The following is a 17,459-nucleotide window of genomic DNA, read 5'->3' as shown; positions in this document are numbered from 1 at the left end:
CTCAGGCGTCGCTCGCCGCCGCTCGGGCGTTCGCCGCGCGCAGCCCGCCGAACGCGCGCAGGTAGAGCGGGCTCGACGCGAGCACGAGGTAGAGCGCGGCGCAGCCCGCCATCGTGCCGACGACGCCGAGCTGCTCGGCGGCGAGTCCGCCGAGGAACGCACCGAGCGGCATCGTCGCCGTGACGCCCGCCGTGGTGACACCGAAGACGCGTGCCCGCATGCCATCGGGGATCAGGCCGTACATCGCGGTCGCGATCATCGGGTTGATCGCACCCGCAGCGAAGCCCGAGACGGCGAGCACGGGCAGGAGCACCGGCGCGGTGGCCCCGAGCGCCATCGCCGCGTACGGCACGGTGCCGGCGAGCATGAAGCAGGCGGCGAACAGCGCCCGCCCCGACCAGCGATGGCCGACCGCGGCGAACACCGTCGAGCCGAGCAGCGCGCCCCCCGCGAAGCAACCGACCATGAAGCCGAGCAGTGCCGGATCACCGAGCACCTCCGTTGCGTAGAGCGGCTTCAACACCATCATCCCGGCCGCGTCGATCGCGTTCGTCAGCGTCACGAGCAGCACGATCGCGCGCAGCAGCGGCGACCGCGCGACGAAGCGCAGACCGGCGACGAATCCTCGGCTGCCGGCGCCGTCCTCGCCGTTGGCCGCCCCCGCTTCGCCCGACTCCCCCGCCGCGCCGGCCTCCGCCGCCGCTCGCAGTCGCCGGGGCACGAACAGCAGCACGAGTGCGGCCGAGATCACGAACCCGGCGGCGTCGACGAGCAGCGCCGGCATGGGCCCGAGGAACGCGATGAGCGCACCGGCGGTGGCGGCGCCGAGCATCGTGGCGGTGCGCTGGACGGCGGACTGGATGCCCGCGGCGCGGGCGATCGGCATCCGGGCGAGCGCGGCGAGATCGGGCGTGAGCGCGGTCTTCGCGGTGTCGCCGGGCGGGTCGAGCAGGCCGCCGAGGAAGACGAGCGCGAGCATCACCCCGAACTCGAGGCCGACCGTCGCATGGAGGATCGGCAGGGCGAGCACGGTGACCGCGCTCGCGAGGTCGGCCACGATGCTCGACGCGCGGTAGCCGAAGCGGTCGACGAGCACACCTCCGAACGCACCCCCGATGACGAGCGGCACCGTGGCGAAGACGCCGACGACGCCGGCGGCGAGCGGCGAGCCGGTCTGCTGCAGCGCGATGATCGGGATCGCGACGAGCGCGATCGCATTGCCGCCGAGCGAAAAGAGCGCCGCCGCGAAGGTCGCGAAGAGCGGTGCACGCCGCCTCGGCGAGAGCGCGCCGACCACCGCGTCGAGCGCGGCCGAATCCGGCCCGCTCACGGCTCGCTCCGCACGAAGGTGTGGGTGATGATGCGCACGGGCCGGGCGCCGTCGCGGCGCTCGCGACCGCGGTGGAACCAGCGGTCGCGGACGGCCGCGAGCTCCGCCGAGAGTTCGGCGAGCTCCGGCGCGGTGAGGTGCGCGGCGGCGTCGGCGGACTCGGATGCCTCGATCCAGTCCGTGTCGAGCTCGGCCTCGGCCGCGAGCGCGTCGAGCAGTTCGCGGTGATAGCCGTCGATCACCTGGCGACGGAACTCGTCGAGCCCGGCCCGGGTCGCCGGGTCGTCGCGGAACGCGAGCGGGTTCCAGCTGGTGTAGTCGTGGGCGGCGCGCCACCACCGCTCCCGACCGTCGCGAGCGAGCTCCGGCGCCTCCTCGACGAAGCCGTGCTTGGCGAGGGTGCGCAGATGGTAGCTCACCGAGCCCGGCGCCTCGCCGAGGCGCTCGGCCAGCACGCCCACGGTCGCGGGGCCGTCGAGGCGCAGCAGGCCGAGCAGCTGCGTGCGCGCCGGGTTCGCGAGCGCCCGCATGCGGCCGAGGTCGTGCAGCTCGATGCGGCTCGGTTCGCGGCGCTCGGTGTCGTCGGTCATACCGGCAGCCTAGTTCCACAAGGAGTGTTGTGCAACAGTCCTTGTGGAATGTTCGACGCAACGCCGTCGCGGGGATCGCGCGGCCACGGCGCGATCAGCGCGCGCTCAGCCGTGCGCGCCGCCGACCACCTCGGCCGTCTGCCTGGCGATCTCGAGCTCCTCGTTCGTCGGCACCACGAGCACCTCGACGCGGGAGTCGTCGCCCGAGATCCGCCGCGCACCGCGCTCGGCCGCCCGGTTGCGGTCGGGGTCGACGATGACGCCGAAGCCCTCGAGCCCGGCCAGGCACCACTCCCGCACGGGCGCGGCGTTCTCGCCGACCCCGGCGGTGAACACGATCGCGTCGACCCGGCCGAGTTGGGCCGCGTACGCCCCGACATAGGAACGCACCCGATGCGCATAGACCTCGAGCGCGAGGGCGGCCGCCTGGTCGCCGCCGTCGGCCGCGGCGACGAGATCGCGCATGTCCGCGTGCCCGCCGAGTCCCAGAACTCCGCTGCGCTGGTTCAGCAGTTCGTCGAGCTCGGCCACCGAGTAGCCGGCGCGCCGCTGCAAATGCAGCAGCACCGCCGGATCGAGGTCGCCCGAACGCGTGCCCATGACGAGCCCCTCCAGCGGAGTCATCCCCATGCTGGTCTCCACCGAGCGCCCGCCCGACACGGCGCAGGCCGAGGCCCCGTTGCCGAGGTGCAGCACGATCGTGCGCAGCTCCTCGAGCGGCCGGCCGAGGAACTCCGCCGTCGCCCGCGAGACGAAGCGGTGGGAGGTGCCGTGGAAACCGTAGCGGCGGATGCGGTGCTTGGCCGCCACCTCGCGATCGATCGCATAGCTGTAGGCGGCCGGCGGCATCGTCTGGTGGAAGGCGGTGTCGAACACCGCGACGTGCGGCACGTCCGGGAAGGCCCGCTGCGCCGCCTCGATGCCCGCGAGGTTCGCCGGGTTGTGCAGCGGCGCGAGCGAGGACAGCTCGTCGATGTTGATCTTCACGAGCTCGGTGATGACGGTCGGCTCGAAGAAGCGCGCGCCGCCCTGCACCACCCGGTGACCGATCGCGACCGGCGGGAACTCCTCGAGCGACGGCCCGTGCGCCGCGAAGCCCTCGAGCATCACCTCGAATGCCGCGAAGTGGTCCGGCACCTCGAAGGCGCCGTCCCAGTTCGAGCCGTGACTCGTGTTCTCCGGCCCCTCGTGCCGGTGCTGGGCGTGTCCGACGCCGGCACCGATGCGCTCCACGATGCCGCTCGCGAGCGTCTCCGAGCGCGCGACGTCGATGAGCTGGTACTTGAAGGAGGACGAACCGGAGTTGCAGACGAGCACGACGCTCATCGCACGCCGCCCTCGGCCGCCTGGATCGCCGTGATCGCCACGGTGTTCACGATGTCCTGCACCGTGGCGCCGCGGGAGAGGTCGTTGACCGGCTTGTTGAGCCCCTGCAGCACCGGGCCGATGGCGACGGCGCCGGCCGAGCGCTGCACCGCTTTGTAGGTGTTGTTGCCCGTGTTCAGATCTGGGAACACGAAGACCGTGGCCCGCCCCGCCACCTCCGACTCGGGCAGCTTGGTGCGCGCGACCGCCGCGTCGACCGCCGCGTCGTACTGGATCGGTCCCTCCACGGCGAGCGCGGGCTCCCGCAGCCGCACGAGCTCGGTCGCCTTGCGCACCTTGTCGACGTCGGCCCCCTCGCCGGACCCGCCCGTCGAATACGAGAGCATCGCCACTCGCGGCTCGATGCCGAACTGCTCGGCCGTGCGAGCCGAGGAGATCGCGATGTCGGCGAGCTGGGCCGCCGTCGGATCCGGCACGATGGCGCAGTCGCCGTAGACGAGCACCCGGTCGGCGAGCGCCATCAGGAACACGCTCGACACGATGTCGACGTTCGGCCGGGTCTTCACGATCTCGAAGGACGGCCGGATGGTGTGCGCCGTCGTGTGCGCGGCGCCGGAGACCATGCCGTCGGCCATGCCGAGCTCGACCATCATCGTGCCGAAGTACGAGACGTCCTGCACCCGTTCCCGCGCCTGCTCGAGCGTGACCCCCTTGTGGGCGCGTCGGCGCTGGTACTCCTCGGCGAAGCGGGTGACGTAGACGAAGTCGTGGTTCGAGAGCACGGTCGCCCGGGAGAGGTCGAGGCCGAGTCCGATCGCCCGCGAACGGATCTCGATCTCCTCGCCGAGAATCGTGAGCTCCGCGACCTCGCGTGCGAGCAGGGTCGCGGCGGCGCGGAGGATGCGGTCGTCGTAGCCCTCGGGCAGCACGATGTGCTTCTTCGCCCGGCGCGCCCGCTCGAGCAGCCCGTATTCGAACATGAGCGGGGTGACGACATCGGTGCGGGCGACGTCGAGGAGCTCGAGCAGGGCTTCGGCGTCGATGTGCTTCTCGAACAGCGCGAGGGCGGTGTCGCGCTTGCGCTGCGACTCGGCGGCGAGCCGGCCGCGCGTGCGCGTGATGGCGAGGGCCGTCTCGTAGCTCGACATCGGCGTGCGGATGATCGGCAGGCCCGCTTTCAGTCCCTGCACGAGGCGTTCGACCTGCTCGGAGAGCGGGAAGCCGCCGTTCAGCACGATGCCGGAGATCGACGGGAACGACTGGCTCGAGTGCGCGGTGAGCACGCCGAGCAGCACCTCGCTGCGGTCCCCCGGCACGATCACGACCGCGCCCTCGGTGAGCCAGTTGAGCACGTTCTCCATCGACATCGCGGCGATGACGACGCCGAGCGCCTCGCGGTCGAGCAGGTCGGGGTCGCCGACGTAGAGCTCGCCGCCGACCGCCTCCATCACGGTGCGCATCGAGGGGGCGACGAGGTAGCGGTCCTCGGGGATCGCCCAGACCGCGGTGGGCGCCTCTCCGACGACGGATGCCGCGGGCCGGCCGTGCCGACCCGGGCCGCGTTGCACGGCGGCGCGCACCTCGGCGACGATGGCGTCGAGCTCGCCGGGGTCGGCGCGGTTCACGACGATGCCGAGGAGGCTCGCGTGCTCCCGCTCGAGCTCCTCGACCGCGAGCTCGGCGAGCTGCGCGAGCTCGGGCGCGGTGCGCGCCTCGTCGCCCACGGCGTGATCCGCGTGCCCGATGCGGTCGGCGCCCTGGAGCCCGGCGCGACCGCCCAGCACGAGCAGCACCGGCGCGCCGAGGTTCGCGGCGATGCGGGCGTTGAAGGCGAGCTCGGTCGGGCTCGCGACGTCGGTGTAGTCGGAGCCGAGGATGACGACGGTGTCGCAGCGCGCCTCGACGGCCTTGAAGCGCTGCACGATCGTCGCGAGCGCACCGTCGGGGTCGGCGTGGACGTCGTCGTAGCCGACGCCGATCGCGTCTTCGTAGGCGAGGTCGACGACGCCGTCGTGGCCGAGCAGCAGCTCGAGCACGTAGTCGCGTTCCGCGGTCGAACGCGCGACCGGACGGAACACGCCGACCCGGGTCGCCCGGTGGATGAGCGTGTCGAGGGTCCCGAGCGCGACGGTCGACTTGCCCGTGTTCCCCTCGGCGGAGCAGATGTAGATGCTGTGCGCCACGAACCCAGCCTATTGGTCGAGGCTGAGAGCGCGCGTTCATCCGGAGCCGTTCGCTCGGGTAGACTGTCCGAGGCTCCTCACGTGGCGCCATCCAGGCCAACTCCCCCAGGGCGGAAACGCAGCAAGGGTAACCGGGCTCTGGCGGGTGCGTGAGGGGTCTTTGGAGGATTCGCCTAGTGGCCTATGGCGCACGCTTGGAAAGCGTGTTGGGTGAAAGCCCTCGGGGGTTCGAATCCCCCATCCTCCGCCAGCACCACCGAACGCCCGCCCCAAACCGGCGGGCGTTCGTCATTGGTGACGCGCAGCACCACCGGGTAGCTCCGGGATGCGGCTCAGCCCGTCCTTCTCCATAATGTGAAGGCATGGTGCAACACGGAGGCTCCGGCGTGCTCGCGTCGGTGCAGGACGACTTTCCCCGCTGGTACCAGGACGTCCTGGAGAAGGCGCAGCTCGCCGACAACGGGCCGGTGCGCGGCACCATGGTCATCCGACCGTACGCGTACGCGATCTGGGAGGGCATGCAGGCCGACGTCGACGCGCGCATCAAGCGCACGGGTGCCGAGAACGTGTACCTGCCGCTCTTCATCCCGGAGTCCTACCTCGAGCGCGAGGCCGAGCACGTCGAGGGCTTCAGCCCCGAACTCGCCGTCGTGACGCACGCGGGCGGCAAGGAACTGACCGAACCCGTCGTCGTGCGCCCCACGAGCGAGACCGTGTTCGGCGCCCTCATGGCGAAGTGGGTCCAATCCCATCGCGACCTGCCGATGCTCTTGAACCAGTGGGCGAACGTCGTGCGCTGGGAGCTGCGTCCGCGCCTGTTCCTGCGCACGACGGAGTTCCTCTGGCAGGAGGGTCACACCGCGCACGCCACCGCAGCGGATGCCGCGGCGTACGCCCGTCGCATCCATCTGGAGGTGTACCGCGACTTCCTGCAGGACACGCTTGCGATCCCGGTGCTGGTCGGGGTGAAGAGCCCGCGCGAGCGATTCGCTGGCGCCGTCAACACCATGACCTGCGAGGCGATGATGGGCGACGGCAAGGCCCTGCAGATGGCGACGAGCCACGAGCTGGGTCAGAACTTCGCCCGGGCGTTCGACATCGGGTACACGGATGCCTCGGGCACGGTCCAGAGCTGCTGGACGACCTCGTGGGGTTCGAGCACGCGGATGATGGGCGGGCTCATCATGTCGCACGGCGACCAGGCCGGTCTGCGGGTGCCGCCGCGCATCGCACCGATCCAGGCGGTCGTCGTCGCGGTGAAGGACGACGAGCGCACCGCGTCTGCGGCTTCCGCGGTCGCGGACGAGCTGAGCGAAGCGGGTGTGCGCGTCCGGCTGGACGTTCGCGGCACCCCCGGCTTCGGACGCCGCATCGTCGAATGGGAGCTCAAGGGCGTGCCGCTCCGCATCGAGGTCGGGCCGCGCGATCTCGACGCCCAGCAGGTGACCCTCGCGCGCCGTCACGTCATGGGAAAGACCACCGTGCCGCTCGACCGGCTGAGCGCCGCGATTCCCCCGCTGCTCGAGGAGATGCAGTCCGAGATGCTCGCGCAGGCGCGCGAGCGGCTCGCCGCCCGCACGACGGACGTCGAGACGGTCGCGGAGGCGATCGCCGCGGCATCCACGGGCTTCGCGCGGATCCCGTACGCCGCGCTCGGCGAGACCGGCGAGGACGAGCTGGCGGCGAAGGCTGTCACGGTCCGGTGCCTCCAGACCGAGGACGGCGGGCTGCCGGCCGGCGCGGACCAGGACGGTCTGGTCGCGATCGTCGCCCGCAGCTACTAGCTCCTAGGCTGGTCGCGAACGAGCGGAGGGCTCCGATGACCGATTCCACCGTCGACGAGGTGCTCGCCGAGCTGGCCGAGCTCGAGGATCCGCGCATGCGCGAGGTGAACGCCCGGCACGGCGACGACCACGGCGTGAACCTGACGAAGCTCCGCGGCGTGGCCAAGCGCCTGAAGTCCGACCACGAGCTCGCGCTCCGGCTCTGGGCCACCGATGACACCGCCGCCCGGCTGGTCGCCCTCCTGATCTCGAAGCCGCGCGCCTTCACGCCGGCCGAGCTCGACGGGATGCTGCGGGAGGCCCGGGCGCCGAAGGTGCACGACTGGCTCGTGAACTCTGTCGTGAAGAAGGGCCCGCACGCCGAGGAACTGCGCAAGGCCTGGCTCGCCGACGCCGATCCGGTCGTCGCGAGCGCGGGCTGGGCGCTCACCTCCGACGCGGTCGCGAAGCGGCCCGAGGCGCTCGACCTTCCGGGCCTGCTCGACACGATCGAGGCGGAGATGAAGGACGCCCCGGACCGTCTGCAGTGGGAGATGAACACCTGCCTCGCCACGATCGGCATCCGCCGCCCCGAGCTGCGGGCGCGGGCGCTCGACATCGGCGAACGCCTCGAGGTCCTGAAGGACTACCCCACGCCGCCGAACTGCACCTCGCCCTACGCGCCGATCTGGATCGGCGAGATGGTGCGCCGCGAGCAGCAGGCGGGCTGAGCGCGACGCGCCCGGCTCACCCCTCGGCGGCGCCCGCGGCGTAGGCCGCGAGGAACTCCGCGCTCGGCTGGATCGGCTGGATGACGTCGAGCAGCACGCCGTCAGGAGCGGCGACGATGAAGTGCCGCTGCCCGAAGGCCTCGTCGCGGAGCGCGAGCACCGGCTCGAGGCCGCGCTCGCCGACGAGTCGGGCGTGCACGGCGTCCACGTCGTCGACCTCGAGGTTCAGCAGGACTCCTGCGGCGGCCGTGCCGAACCCGGCGGGGATCGTCTCGTGCGCGCGGTCGAGCACCGCGAGCTCCCACGCTCCGAGGCGGAGGCTCACGTACCAGTCGCTCTCGAACGTCGCCTCGAAGCCCAGTTCCTCCCGGTAGAACCGGGCTGCGGCGGCGACGTCGTCGCTCATCAGCACCGGGTAGCAGCTCGTGACGGTCATGGCGCACTCCTTTACGTACACTGAGAATGTTTGAGTTCCAGTTTTACATACACAACGTACGTAAAGGAAGCCCATGCCTCGCGCCTCCGCCGAAGACGCCGCCCGCACGGCCCGCTCGATCGTCGACACGGCGACCTCGCTGTTCGCCGAGTCCGGCTACGCCGCCGTCGCCCTCGAGGACGTCGCCGCAGCCGCGGGCGTCACTCGCGGCGCCGTCTACCATCACTACGCCAGCAAGCGCGGGCTCTTCACCGCGGTCGTCGCGCGCCTGCAGGAGCGGGTCGCCTCGGCGGTCGTCTCGGCCGCCGATCAGGCGGGACCGGATGCCGCAGCCCAACTGCGCGCGGGCTGCCTCGCGTTCCTCGACGCCGTGACGGATGCCGCGGCGGTCCGCACGCTGCTCGTCGACGCGCCCGCCGTGATCGGCTGGGCCGAATGGCGCCAGCTCGACGCCGAGCACTCGGTCGTGCACTTGCGCGAGGCGCTCGCGGCCACCGGCATCACGGGGGCCCTGCTGGACCCGCTCACCGCGATGCTCTCGGGGGCGATGAACGACGCGGCCCTGTGGCTGGCTGAGCATCCCGCCGACGCCACTGCCAGAGCTGCCGCGCATCGGAGCCTCGATCTCCTCGTCGACGCGGCGATCGCGCAGGCGAACGCCGGCGACCGCTGACGCTGACTCGGGCGAGGGTCAGTCGAGCAGGCCGGCGGCGTGGAAGGCGCGTTGGTAGATCTCCTGGATCACCTCGGCCTTGCGGGCGTTGTACTGCATGATCGTCTCCCCCGCCTCCGTCGCGGCGAGCGCCGCGCTGGACTTCACCTCGGCGTAGCGGGACCGATCCTCGGCATCGGCGCGCAACCAGTCACGGAAGATCCGGTGCTTGTACAGCTCAGGGCTCGTCGGACCGAAGACGTGCAGGTTCGCGCGCGGCGAGTCCAGAGCCAGGCAGCGGTGGCCGTGCCACCACGGCTCCCGCACCGTGAGCTCGAACCCGGCGGCCTCGAGCTGCGGCAGCCACGCCTCCTCGCGCTCGGGGTCGGCGACGGTGAGGTCGAGGTCGATGACCGGCTTCGCGGGCAGCCCCGGCACCGAGGTGGATCCGACGTGCTCGAGCTGGAGCACCCGGGTACCGAGCGCCCCGCGGATGCGGGCGTCGAGCTCCGCCGCGATCGCCGGCCAGTCCGCGTCGTACGCGACGACCTCGACCGGTGCGATGCGCTGCGGCCGCACGAAGGGGGACCGTCCCTCGGGCGCCGGCGGCTCCGTGAAGTCGACGATCTGCTGCGGCGTGGGCACCCGGGCTCCTCTGTTCGACGAATCGGCGGAGCCACCACCTTACGCTGGAGCGGTGACCAGCCATGCCTTCTCGAACGACGTCACCCGCCTCGATCGCGCCCTCGTGCACCGCTGGCTCAGCGAGCTCTCCTACTGGGCCGAAGGGCGCAGCCGCGCGACGCAGGACGCCGCCATCGACGCCTCCCGCAACTACGGCGTGTACGAGGAGGAGACCGGAGCCCAGCTCGCCTATGCGCGCGTCGTCACCGACGGCGCCACCTTCGCCTGGCTGTGCGACGTCTTCGTCGACCCGGACTCGCGCGGCGCCGGCATCGGCAAGCTGCTCATGAACGGCGTCGCCGCCGACCTCGACGCCCTCGGCATCCCCCGCACGATGCTCGCCACCTCCGACGCGCACGGGCTCTACCGCCAGTACGGCTTCGCCGAGCTCTCCGAGCCGGCGAAGTACCTGCTCCGGCGACCGACCGACTGACACGCATCGGCACGTTCCCTACGAGGCGCGGAGCACCTCGAGGACCCGCCGCATGACCTCCTCCCCCTGCACCGACACGGCGACCCGGGCATTCGGCTGAGCCAGCGTGGGAACGCGGAACTCGCAGAGCGTCGCGCCTCGCGAGCGGCTCCCGTGCAGTTCGACCTCGACACGGGCGTCGGCGAGCTCGAACAGCTCCGGCCACGCCAGCGAGGCCGCCGCGGTCGGATCGTGCAGCGCCATGGGCCGCGGGGTGCGACGGTCGAGCATCCGGAGGTAGAACCCGACGTGATCGGCCCACAGTTCGGCGTTCGGGGTGCCCGCGCGCCGCAGCGCCGACTCCTCGCCAGGACCGATGGGCACCTGGCGGGTGGCGTCGAGCCCGAACATCTCGACGGGGATGCCGGCCCGAAGCACCACGTCGAGCGCCTCCGGATCGGCGAAGGCGTTGAATTCCGCGGCCGCGGTGTGGTTGCCGCTCGTCGCCGAACCGCCCATGAAGACGAACCGCTCCACGGAGGCGGCCAGCTCGGGGCGGAGATTGAGCACGATCGCCGGATTCGTGAGCGGCCCGGTCGCGAGGATGGTGAGCGGACCCCTCTCGAGCGCGGCCGTGAGCGCCGTGATCGCGTCGCGCGAGTCGACCGTCCGCCTCCGCGGCGGCGGGAAGGAACGACCGACGGTGCCGAGCGCACCGCCGCCGAGGAGCTCCTCGATCGTTTGCGGCTCCTGCGCCAGTGGCTTCGCCGCACCGGCGTGCACGGGGGCGGCGATCCCGAACCGCTCGACGACGGCCAGCGTGTTCGCCGTCGTCCGCTCGAGCGTCGTGTTGCCGACTACCGTCGAGATGCCGACGAGCTCGAAGCTGCTCGCGCGGTCGATGACGAGCAGCGCGACGGCGTCGTCGAAGCCGGTGTCGCAATCCATCCACAGTCGCCGCGTCACGGTCCCACCACGATCCAGGTGAGCAGCATCGAGACGCCGATGCCGACGATCATCGGCACGCTCGTGCGGGCGATGAGCTCCGTGACGGTCACCCGAACCGAGCTGCTCACGATGAGCACCACCGCGGCGACCGGCGACATCGCGCGGGCGAGGTTGCCGATGAACTGGATCGGCAGCACGAGGAGGGCGCCGTTCACCCCGGCGGACAGCGCGACCTTCGGCGCGATCTCGACCAGCGAATAGAACGGCGCGACCCCGCCGGTGAGGAGCGCGAGCAGCAGCATCGCCCCGGAGAACCCGAGGAAGAGCAGCAGTGCCGCCCCGTCCAGCCCGGCGACGGCCGCTGAGAGCGCATCCACGACGCCGATCTGCATGATCGCCTCAACGAGGACGTTCGCGGCGATCACCAGGGCGACAACCATCGCGAAGCCCGTGCCCATGCCGCGGAAGAAGACCATGAGGTCCTCGAGCGCCGCACGCGGGCTCCGTCGACGCGCCGACTCCGCGACGGCCGCGACGACGAGCGCGATCAGCGTCACGGGCACGAGCTCGACCGCGAGGTCGAACGGGGTGAGCTGCTTCAGCACGAACGGCACGAGCACGAGCAGAAGCGGCAGCACCGGCAGCACCGCATACCACCCGGGCGCGTCGCGCGGCATCTCGGGCGCCGCCTCCGAGTCCGACTCGGTGGGCAACCGGCCGAGATTCTTCGAGCGCACGATGGCCCGGCGGTCGAGGAAGCGCTGCCAGACGAGGTGCGCGAGCCCCATGGCGACGAGCGTCGGGATCGAGATCGCCGCGTGCATGCCGAACACGTAGTCGTCGAGCGGGATGCCGAGGCGTTCCGCCGCGATGACGTTGTCGGCGCCGAGCGGCGTCGGCATGATCGTCGCCGTCGTGGCGATCACCGCGGCTGCCGTGATCGGGGTAAGCCCGGCGCCGACGAGCGCGGGCAGCAGGGTCGCGACGAGCAGCACTGCGAGCGCCGATGCCGAGGGAACGGCGAGCGACATCAGGTTGCCGATCCAGAAGGTGAGCGGGACCAGCAGGTACTTCGCCCGCAGCCGCAGCAGGGGCTTGGTCAGCAGTCGGGTGGCGACCTGATTGGCGCCGATGTGCGACATGTACGCCGAGAACCCGAACAGCACCATGATCACCATGCCGATGCCGGCGGTCGTCTGGGAGAGGATCGCCGCGATGTAGCCGAACTGATCGAGCCACGCATTGCCAGTGTCGGTGACGTCGTAGCCGCCGGTGCCGGTGTGGCCGAGCACGGGCGCGACCATGAGGATGAGCAGCCCGCCCGCGAGCAGCGCGACGGTCGCGTTCACCTTCCGTCGAATCAACACCCCCACGAGCAGAATTCCGCAGATCGCCAGGAGGTATTCGAGCAGCACGCCGCGCCTTTCGGATGGATGACCGGCATCCCTCTATTGGGATACCATTCCAACCCTATGTCACCGGTTCATCACTGCGGAAACCGCGATGGGCGGCCTCTCCGGGATTCCATCCCGCTCCGCCCGCTTGCGGGTCGCGACCGATCGGCGAGGTCGGACGCGGCGACGACCCGGCTCGGCGGTTCGCGGGCCGAGCAGCCGAGCAGCCGAGCAGCCGAGCAGCCGAGCAGCCGAGCCTTTCGGCCACGGTCACGAGCTGTTCGACCACCCCGAGTCCCCGAGCGGTCACGGGTCGTTCGGGTCGAACCAGGCGGGACGGAGCGCCGGCGCGAAAAAGCTCGAACCCCGGCCGACGTGTTCATCGACCGGGGTTCGAGCTCTTCGTGTGGTGGACCCAGGGGGATTCGAACCCCCGACCTTCTCATTGCGAACGAGACGCGCTACCAACTGCGCCATGGGCCCGAGCCGTGAACGAGCCTATCACCTCTGGAAGCGTGGTGGTGACCACCACGGCCGCGGGTCGAGCAGCGATCAGACCGCGCGGCGACGCCGCAGCACCGTGTCGAGATCGTTGAATCCGGGCTCCGCGCTGCCGACGATCCCCATCGCGGCATACGGGTTCGGCGCGGACTCCTCGCGGACCTGGGCCGCGGCGCGAGCGGAGGCGGCAGGGCGGGCGGATGCCGCGGGCCGGGCGGCCTCGGCCACCGGCCGCAGCACGGGCACCTTGGGCGCCATCCGCTCCGCCTTCGCCGCGATCGCCTCGCCCGCCGCGGCACGCTGCAGCTTGGTCGCGGCCTCGACGGAGGCCATCGCGGTCGCCGCGATCGTGCCCCGCGACAGGTGCAGCGGACGGGGCAGCGGCTGCGGCGTCCACTCCGCCGAACGCGGCGGCGCCGTCTGCAGCTCGATCGGCTCGAACGCCGGAGCGGCGGGCAGCGTCGCGACGACGCCGACCGAGGAGGCGGTCGCGGTCGCGGCGGGTCGCGCCAGCCGGACGAGTCCGGTCGCCGCCGCGATCCCCGCGGCGGCCGCCACGAGCACCGCGACGATCGGCCACGCCAGCGCGAGGCCGGCGAGCACGACGACGGTCGCGATGAGGACGGCCGAGGAGCAGAACGCACGGCCGCGGCGACGAGCCGCCCGGGCGGCAGCACTCGAGACAGGCGCGGCCGGCGCGGCATCCGCGGCCTGCGAGGGAGCCTGCATCGACTGGGTGATCGCGAGCCGTGTGGCACGCTCGCGTGCAGCAGCGACGGCCTCCTCGGCCGCGCGGCGCTCGACCAGCGCGATCTGCGCCTCCGCCTCGGCGGCGAGGCGCGCGGCCTCGGCCTGATGTGCGGCGGCCTGCTCCTGCGCCGCGAGGATCCGCCGCTGGGCCACGACCTCTCGCGCCGTGGCCTCGAGGCGCACCGCTTCGGGCGTTTCGGCGGTCTCGGCCAGCACCCGGAGGGTCTGCTGGAGCCGGATCGCGTGCCGTTCGCTCGCCTCGTATTGGCGCCGCTGGAACCAGTTGGGCAGCAGATAGACGATCCACAGCGCGGCGGCCACCGCCACCAGCACGCCCCCGCCCACCACGTCCATGCATCAACGGTAGGGCACAGACACCCGAGGTCCCGCGAGATTCGCGGGTGTGTCAGCGAGGGATGCCAGGCGGCGCGGGTGCTCGCGGCGTCCGCCCGTTCAGCGCCCGTCGAGCTGGAGCGGGTGCAGCGCCGCGACCCGGTCGGCAGGATGCACCTCGGCAGCGCCGGACGGAACGCGGCCGTCTCGCCAACGCTGCATCACCCCGCGCGGCACCTCCTCCGCGACGAGACCGAATGCGAAGTGGTCGCGCCAATCCCCGTCGATGTGGATGTAGCGGCGCCGCAGCCCCTCGTAGCGGAAGCCGAGCTTCTCGACGACACGCAGCGACGGGGCGTTCTCCGGCCGGATGCAGATCTCCATGCGATGCAGGCGCAGGGTGCGGAAGCAGTAGTCGGTCGCGAGCGCGACCGCGGCGGGGGTGAGTCCTCGGCCGGCAGCGTTTTGCGCCACCCAGTAGCCGATCGTCGCCGACGACAGTGAACCGTAGGAGATCGAGGAGACGTTCAGCTGGCCGACGAGCTCGCCGTCGACCTCGAGCACGAACGGCAGGCCGTGCCCGGCCCTGGCGTGCGAGAGCAGGTTGCGGATCGAGCTCTTCACGTCGACCGCGAAGCCGCCGCCCGGATACGTGGCCTCCCAGCGCCGTAGCCATGCCCGGTTCTGGACCAGGACGCGCTCGAGCGCACGCGCGTCACGCACCCGGATGCCTCGGAGCACGAGCTCGCCGTCTCGGAGCGTGGGAAGGGCGGCTGCAGCCATGCTCAGAGGGTAGCGGCCCGGCGGGGGCCGCGGCGGGCGGCGCGGGGTCCGTTTCGGGTTTTCCACAGCGCCACTTCGGGAGCCGGGTTCGAAGCTGTGTTCGATAGTCTTGGGGTATGTCTCAGGCGCTGCACCTTTCCGACCCGGCCGATCCGGCCACTGTCGGTGCTGCCGAGTGGGCTGACCCTGGCTGGGCTGCCCCTGAGTGGGCCGGCCCTGAGTGGGCTGACCCTGACTGGGCGTCGTTGGACGGGTGGCGGGCAGCGTCTGCAGCGGGCGGCAGCCGGGCGGTGTTCGCCGAACTCCAAGCCACACTGGATGCCGCCGGGGGTGCCCTGCTGGAATCGAACCGCATGCAGGCCGCGCAACTCGACGCGTACCGGCAGGCGTTCGCCCTCGCCGACGCGCACCCCGAACTCTACGTCCACCCCGACGCGCACCACGGCCAGTCCCGCGGCGGCATCCCCGTCGCCGAGCTCGCCGCCCGCTCCGTCGCCGCGGAACTGTCCATGCGGTTGCAACTGCCCGCCGCGACGATCCGGTCCCGCGCCCACCACGCCACCACCGCGCACCGCCACCTGCCCCACCTCTGGGCCCGCTTCCGTGACGGGATCGCGTCGTATACCGAGGTACGAGCCGCGCTCGACACCCTCGACGGCATCCCCCTCACCACCCCCCACCGTTCTCCCGCCGATGCCGCAGCACTCGCCGTGTTCGACGAGACGCTCGCCGAGCTGGCCGGCACGATCCCGCTACCCAGGTTCCGCCAGCGTGCCCGACGGCTCCGCACCCGACTCGAACCCCCAGAAACCACCACCGCCCGCCACCAGCGCGCCCACACCACCCGACGACTGATCCTCGAACCCGCCCCCGACGGGATGGCCTGGATCAGCCTCTCCCTCTCCGCCGTCGACGCCGCCCGCCACCTCTTCGCCCACGCCCCCACCTTCCTCCGCATGATCACCGACCCCATCACCACCGCCCCACTCACCCTCGACCACACCCGCTACCGCACCACCACCGCACAACGCCGCTGGCTCACCCACCACTACGGCACCTGCACCCGACCCGGCTGCACCCGCCCCGCCCACCAAAGCGACCTCGACCACCTCACCCCCTGGACCCACGGCGGCCCCACCAACACCACCAACCTCGCCCCCACCTGCCGCACCGACCACACCCTCAAACACCACACCAAATTCCGGGTCACCCGAACCCCCAACGGCACCATCACCTGGCACACCCCCACCGGACACACCGCCACCACCACACCCCAACACCCGCACCCACCCCGGAACCCACCGAGCACCCCCGAACACCCACCCCACCACTACGCCGAACGCTCACCCGAACCCGAGCGCTACCCCGAACACGCACCCTTCTCAGCACCCGCCCGCCGGCATCGCCGTGCGCGCGAACAGCACGGCAGGGTGAGCAGGACCCGACCGAGACAGGCCCTTTGGGCACGCGACAGCGCGGCCGGAAGCGCGGCCCGAAGCGCAGCCCAAAGCGGGCCCAAGCGCGCGGCAGTGCGCGGCTTCGAAACGCGCCGCACAGCGAAGCCGTGGGGAAGCCGACGCCGCGCCGGGCAGCACCGCTCAGCGCCCGAATCAGCGCACGCCAATCAGCCCACGCCGATCAGCGCCCGGGTCAGAGCATCCCGGCCTGCGAGAACCAGTTCAGGCCGTCCCGATCAACGCAGCGCCGGCGGGACGCCTGGAACCGCTACGTGTCGAGCTGCGCGACGTAGCCGCGCAGCCAATCCTTGAGCTCGGCACCCAGGTCGTCGCGGTCGCTGGCGAGCTGCACGACGGCCTTGATGTAGTCGAGCTTGTCACCCGTGTCGTAGCGACGGCCACGGAACACGACGCCGTAGACGCCGCCGGTGGCCTCCACGTCGCCCGCCATCTCCATGAGCGCGTCGGTGAGCTGGATCTCGCCGCCCTTGCCGGGCTCGGTGCGCTCGAGCACCTCGAAGACCTCGGGCTTCAGCACGTAGCGACCGATGACGGCGTAGTTCGAGGGCGCGACCTCCTTGGCCGGCTTCTCGACGAGCCCGGTGATGCGCACCACCTCGGGGTCGTCGGTGGGCTCGACCTCGGCGGCGCCGTAGAGGTGGATGCTGTCGGGATCGACCTCGAGGAGCGCGACGATCGAGGCGTCGCGCTTGCCCTGCTCGACGAGCATGCGGGTGAGCAGCTCGTCGCGGGCGTCGATGATGTCGTCGCCGAGCAGCACGGCGAACGGCTCGTCGCCGACGTGCATGCTCGCGCGCAGCACGGCGTGCCCGAGCCCGAGCGGGTCCCCCTGGCGCACGTAGTGCATGTCGGCGAGGTCGGTCGACTCGTTGACCTTCTCGAGCTTGGCGGTGTCGCCCTTCGCCTCGAGGGTGGCTTCGAGCTCGGCGACCCGATCGAAGTGGTTCTCGAGCGCGTACTTGTTGCGGCCGGTGACCATGAGCACATCGGTGAGCCCGGCGTTGACGGCCTCTTCGACGACGTACTGGATCGCAGGCTTGTCGACGACCGGGAGCATCTCCTTCGGCATCGCCTTCGTCGCCGGCAGGAAGCGAGTTCCCAGACCGGCCGCGGGAATCACGGCCTTCGTAATACGCTCGGTCATCCGGCAAGCCTATCCGACCGC

At 71.6% G+C, this 17,459-nt stretch carries 16 protein-coding genes, 2 tRNA genes and 1 other RNA gene; 7 read left to right on the top strand and 12 right to left on the bottom strand.

Annotated elements, in window-relative coordinates; translation table 11 throughout:
* Position 1 precedes the first annotated feature (1 nt).
* The 4 genes from MTP13_RS10400 to pta form a co-directional block, all read right to left on the bottom strand.
* The gene (locus tag MTP13_RS10400) at positions 2–1,330 is read right to left on the bottom strand and encodes an MFS transporter (RefSeq protein WP_243567673.1); all 1,329 of its coding nucleotides are present in this window, start codon (positions 1,328–1,330) and stop codon (positions 2–4) included.
* Positions 1,327–1,920: an ArsR/SmtB family transcription factor gene (locus MTP13_RS10395; RefSeq protein ID WP_243567671.1), complete on the bottom strand. Its 594-nt coding sequence runs from the start codon at positions 1,918–1,920 to the stop codon at positions 1,327–1,329. Before MTP13_RS10395 ends, MTP13_RS10400 begins: the two co-directional genes overlap by 4 nt.
* A 105-nt stretch (positions 1,921–2,025) precedes the next feature.
* On the bottom strand, positions 2,026–3,246 hold the full coding sequence (locus tag MTP13_RS10390; RefSeq protein ID WP_243567669.1) for an acetate/propionate family kinase: 1,221 nt from the start codon (positions 3,244–3,246) through the stop codon (positions 2,026–2,028).
* Positions 3,243–5,429 (bottom strand): phosphate acetyltransferase, encoded by a 2,187-nt coding sequence (gene pta, locus MTP13_RS10385; protein WP_243567668.1) that lies wholly within the window; start codon positions 5,427–5,429, stop codon positions 3,243–3,245. The genes MTP13_RS10390 and pta overlap by 4 nt, the downstream gene beginning before the upstream one ends.
* Before the next feature lie 68 nt (positions 5,430–5,497).
* Between pta and ffs the strand changes: the two genes are divergently transcribed.
* From ffs to MTP13_RS10365, 4 genes are all read left to right on the top strand, one after another.
* An RNA gene (gene ffs, locus MTP13_RS10380) (signal recognition particle sRNA small type) lies at positions 5,498–5,594 on the top strand.
* Positions 5,592–5,679, top strand: a tRNA-Ser gene (locus tag MTP13_RS10375). Before ffs ends, MTP13_RS10375 begins: the two co-directional genes overlap by 3 nt.
* A 112-nt stretch (positions 5,680–5,791) precedes the next feature.
* Complete coding sequence (gene proS / locus MTP13_RS10370; RefSeq protein WP_243567667.1) at positions 5,792–7,213, top strand: proline--tRNA ligase; 1,422 nt, start codon at positions 5,792–5,794, stop codon at positions 7,211–7,213.
* 35 nt (positions 7,214–7,248) lie between these two features.
* The gene (locus MTP13_RS10365) at positions 7,249–7,923 is read left to right on the top strand and encodes a DNA alkylation repair protein (RefSeq protein ID WP_243567666.1); all 675 of its coding nucleotides are present in this window, start codon (positions 7,249–7,251) and stop codon (positions 7,921–7,923) included.
* Between the two features lie 16 nt (positions 7,924–7,939).
* Here MTP13_RS10365 and MTP13_RS10360 read toward each other — a convergent pair whose 3' ends face one another.
* Positions 7,940–8,359 (bottom strand): VOC family protein, encoded by a 420-nt coding sequence (locus tag MTP13_RS10360; RefSeq protein WP_243567665.1) that lies wholly within the window; start codon positions 8,357–8,359, stop codon positions 7,940–7,942.
* 73 nt (positions 8,360–8,432) lie between these two features.
* Here MTP13_RS10360 and MTP13_RS10355 point away from each other — a divergent pair, with 73 nt between their 5' ends.
* Positions 8,433–9,032, top strand: coding sequence for a TetR/AcrR family transcriptional regulator (locus MTP13_RS10355; protein ID WP_243567664.1), 600 nt, complete (start codon positions 8,433–8,435; stop codon positions 9,030–9,032).
* Positions 9,033–9,050: 18 nt separating this feature from the next.
* On the opposite strand, the gene MTP13_RS10350 is transcribed toward MTP13_RS10355, so the two are convergent.
* Positions 9,051–9,656, bottom strand: coding sequence for a GrpB family protein (locus MTP13_RS10350; RefSeq protein WP_243567663.1), 606 nt, complete (start codon positions 9,654–9,656; stop codon positions 9,051–9,053).
* 52 nt (positions 9,657–9,708) lie between these two features.
* Between MTP13_RS10350 and MTP13_RS10345 the strand changes: the two genes are divergently transcribed.
* The gene (locus MTP13_RS10345; RefSeq protein WP_243567661.1) at positions 9,709–10,128 is read left to right on the top strand and encodes a GNAT family N-acetyltransferase; all 420 of its coding nucleotides are present in this window, start codon (positions 9,709–9,711) and stop codon (positions 10,126–10,128) included.
* Positions 10,129–10,146: 18 nt separating this feature from the next.
* On the opposite strand, the gene MTP13_RS10340 is transcribed toward MTP13_RS10345, so the two are convergent.
* The 5 genes from MTP13_RS10340 to MTP13_RS10320 form a co-directional block, all read right to left on the bottom strand.
* Entirely contained in the window at positions 10,147–11,055 is a 909-nt protein-coding gene (locus MTP13_RS10340; RefSeq protein ID WP_243567660.1) for a nucleoside hydrolase, read from the bottom strand.
* Positions 11,056–11,069: 14 nt separating this feature from the next.
* Positions 11,070–12,470 carry a C4-dicarboxylate transporter DcuC gene (gene dcuC / locus MTP13_RS10335; RefSeq protein WP_243567658.1) on the bottom strand — a complete coding sequence of 467 codons (1,401 nt, stop codon included), beginning with the start codon at positions 12,468–12,470 and terminating at the stop codon, positions 11,070–11,072.
* 386 nt (positions 12,471–12,856) lie between these two features.
* A tRNA-Ala gene (locus MTP13_RS10330) sits at positions 12,857–12,932 on the bottom strand.
* Positions 12,933–13,001: 69 nt separating this feature from the next.
* On the bottom strand, positions 13,002–14,054 hold the full coding sequence (locus MTP13_RS10325; protein ID WP_243567657.1) for a hypothetical protein: 1,053 nt from the start codon (positions 14,052–14,054) through the stop codon (positions 13,002–13,004).
* 99 nt (positions 14,055–14,153) lie between these two features.
* The gene (locus tag MTP13_RS10320) at positions 14,154–14,816 is read right to left on the bottom strand and encodes a GNAT family N-acetyltransferase (protein WP_243567656.1); all 663 of its coding nucleotides are present in this window, start codon (positions 14,814–14,816) and stop codon (positions 14,154–14,156) included.
* A 116-nt stretch (positions 14,817–14,932) separates the two neighbouring features.
* Here MTP13_RS10320 and MTP13_RS18225 point away from each other — a divergent pair, with 116 nt between their 5' ends.
* Positions 14,933–16,585 (top strand): HNH endonuclease signature motif containing protein, encoded by a 1,653-nt coding sequence (locus MTP13_RS18225; RefSeq protein ID WP_279399721.1) that lies wholly within the window; start codon positions 14,933–14,935, stop codon positions 16,583–16,585.
* On the opposite strand, the gene galU is transcribed toward MTP13_RS18225, so the two are convergent.
* Positions 16,542–17,438: a UTP--glucose-1-phosphate uridylyltransferase GalU gene (gene galU, locus MTP13_RS10300; RefSeq protein ID WP_243567655.1), complete on the bottom strand. Its 897-nt coding sequence runs from the start codon at positions 17,436–17,438 to the stop codon at positions 16,542–16,544. The genes MTP13_RS18225 and galU overlap by 44 nt on opposite strands.
* Between the last annotated feature and the right edge of the window lie 21 nt (positions 17,439–17,459).

The sequence above is a fragment of the Agromyces soli genome, assembly GCF_022811605.1.
Taxonomy (GTDB): domain Bacteria; phylum Actinomycetota; class Actinomycetes; order Actinomycetales; family Microbacteriaceae; genus Agromyces; species Agromyces soli.
The sequence above is the reverse complement of the archived record's forward strand: the minus strand, read 5'-3'. Positions and strand labels throughout refer to the sequence as shown.

Bases quoted from the DNA above. Each gene is read 5' to 3' on its own strand.
- MTP13_RS10325 (WP_243567657.1), bottom strand. From the start codon at position 14,054: ATGGACGTGGTGGGCGGGGGCGTGCTGGTGGCGGTGGCCGCCGCGCTG.
- galU (WP_243567655.1), bottom strand. From the start codon at position 17,438: ATGACCGAGCGTATTACGAAGGCCGTGATTCCCGCGGCCGGTCTGGGA.
- proS (WP_243567667.1), top strand. From the start codon at position 5,792: ATGGTGCAACACGGAGGCTCCGGCGTGCTCGCGTCGGTGCAGGACGAC.
- MTP13_RS10395 (WP_243567671.1), bottom strand. From the start codon at position 1,920: ATGACCGACGACACCGAGCGCCGCGAACCGAGCCGCATCGAGCTGCAC.
- MTP13_RS10390 (WP_243567669.1), bottom strand. From the start codon at position 3,246: ATGAGCGTCGTGCTCGTCTGCAACTCCGGTTCGTCCTCCTTCAAGTAC.
- MTP13_RS10355 (WP_243567664.1), top strand. From the start codon at position 8,433: ATGCCTCGCGCCTCCGCCGAAGACGCCGCCCGCACGGCCCGCTCGATC.
- MTP13_RS18225 (WP_279399721.1), top strand. From the start codon at position 14,933: ATGTCTCAGGCGCTGCACCTTTCCGACCCGGCCGATCCGGCCACTGTC.
- MTP13_RS10365 (WP_243567666.1), top strand. From the start codon at position 7,249: ATGACCGATTCCACCGTCGACGAGGTGCTCGCCGAGCTGGCCGAGCTC.
- MTP13_RS10360 (WP_243567665.1), bottom strand. From the start codon at position 8,359: ATGACCGTCACGAGCTGCTACCCGGTGCTGATGAGCGACGACGTCGCC.
- MTP13_RS10340 (WP_243567660.1), bottom strand. From the start codon at position 11,055: ATGGATTGCGACACCGGCTTCGACGACGCCGTCGCGCTGCTCGTCATC.
- MTP13_RS10320 (WP_243567656.1), bottom strand. From the start codon at position 14,816: ATGGCTGCAGCCGCCCTTCCCACGCTCCGAGACGGCGAGCTCGTGCTC.